Origin of the sequence: Streptomyces sp. SID5910 (assembly GCF_009862125.1) — a bacterium.
GTDB lineage: Bacteria > Actinomycetota > Actinomycetes > Streptomycetales > Streptomycetaceae > Streptomyces.
The window spans coordinates 1-1,856 of record NZ_WWHX01000512.1 but is presented as its reverse complement, the minus strand read 5'-3'; the positions used below and the strand labels follow the sequence as shown (position 1 = coordinate 1,856).

Here is a 1,856-nt window from a genome sequence, read left to right as displayed (position 1 = left end):
GGCAGCCACGCCTGGGAGTGGGTCGCGGGGACCTGACCCCGCACACCTGTCCGTATCACGGAAACGTGCCTGTAGGCGGCACGTACTTCCCTAGGCTGCGGCCATGACCGTGACCCAGGACCCCGCTCTCGCCGCCCCCGCCGTATCCGCCGCCGACGGATCCCTGCCGCCGCTCGCCGCGCGGACCCGGTCGATCGGCGGTTCGCCGGTACGGGACATCCTCGCCGTCACCGCCCGCCCCGAGGTGATCAACTTCGCGGGCGGGCTGCCGGCGCCCTCGCTGTTCGACGCGGAGGGCATCGCCGCCGCGTACCGGGCCGTCCTCGCCGAGGAGCCCGCGCAGGCCCTCCAGTACTCCACCACCGAGGGCGTGCCAGCGCTGCGGGCCGCGCTCGCCGCCCGCACCTCGGTCCGCGGACTGGCCACCGACGCGGACGACGTCCTCGTCACCACCGGCTCGCAGCAGGCGCTGTCGCTGCTCGCCACCGCCCTGATCGAACCCGGCGACACGGTGCTCGTCGAGAGCCCCTGCTACCTGGCCGCGCTCCAGGCGTTCGGCTTCGCGGGCGCCCGCGTGATCGCCGTGCCCGGGGACGAGGACGGCATCGACCCGGCGGCGCTGGAGGAGCTGGTGGTGCGCGAGCGGCCCAAGCTGCTCTACACCGTGCCCACCTTCTCCAACCCGACCGGCCGCACCATGCCCGCCGCCCGCCGTGCCGCCGTCGCCGAGGTCGCCGGACGCTGCGGGGTGTGGATCGTCGAGGACGACCCGTACGGGGAGCTGCGCTTCGAGGGCGAGCGGGTGCCGTGGATCGCCTCCTACGAGGGGGCCCGGGACCGCACCGTGCTGCTGGGCTCGTTCTCCAAGGTGATGGCACCCGGCCTGCGCCTGGGCTGGCTGCGGGCGCCCGCCGAGCTGCGCCGGGCGTGCGCGGTCGCCAAGCAGGCCGCCGACCTGCACACCCCGACCGTCAACCAGCTCGCCGCCGCCCGCTATCTGGCCGACAACGACCTGGACGCCCACGTCGCCCGGGTCGCCGCCGTCTACGGGGAGCGCCGGGACGCGATGCTCGCGGGGCTGGCGTCCGCGCTGCCGGCGGGGTCGGAGTGGACCCGTCCCGAGGGCGGCATGTTCGTGTGGGCGCGACTGCCGGAGCGGTACGACACCACGGCCCTGCTGCCCGAGGTGGTCCGGCACGACGTGGCGTACGTGCCCGGCGCCCCCTTCCACGCCGGCGAGCCCGACCGCGCCACGCTGCGGCTGTGCTTCGTCACGCAGACACCGGACGAGATCGCGGAGGGGCTGCGCAGGCTGGGGCAGGGGCTGGCCGGGGTGCGTCCGGCGGTCTAGGACCAATTGCGGAGGGCGAGGGCGCCGTCGCCGCACGTACGGTGAGGGCATGTCTGAGAGTGCGCGGACGGCGACACCCTTCTCCCTGGACGCCTACCTCGAGCGCATCGGCTGGGAGGGCGGGCGGCAGCCCGACGTGGCCACCTTGCGCGGCGTGCAGCTCGCCCACCTGAGGGCCGTCCCGTTCGAGAACCTCGACGCCCTGGGCGGCCGGGCCCCCTCCCTCGACCTCTCCGACCTGACGGCCAAGCTGGTGCACGGCCGGCGGCGCGGGGGCTACTGCTATGAGCACAACACCCTGTTCGCGGCGGCCCTGGAGGCGCTCGGCGTCCGGGTGACCCGGCTGACCGCGCGGGTCGTCGTCGGCGCCGACCGGTTCGAGGACCGGCCCCGCACTCACATGGCCCTGCTGGCCGAGGTGCCCGGCGACCCGCTGCCCTACCTGGCCGACGTCGGCTTCGGTGCCGTCGGGTCCTTGCTGGAACCGGTGCCGCTGATCGCGGCC

Annotated in this window: 2 protein-coding genes; both read left to right on the top strand. The window is 75.2% G+C overall.

The window, feature by feature from the left end:
* The first annotated feature begins 103 nt into the window (after positions 1-103).
* Complete coding sequence (locus GTW67_RS18395; protein WP_161165916.1) at positions 104-1,351, top strand: aminotransferase-like domain-containing protein; 1,248 nt, start codon at positions 104-106, stop codon at positions 1,349-1,351.
* A 49-nt stretch (positions 1,352-1,400) separates the two neighbouring features.
* On the top strand, positions 1,401-1,856 hold a 456-nt coding region (locus GTW67_RS18390; protein WP_161165915.1), incomplete at its 3' end, for an arylamine N-acetyltransferase family protein.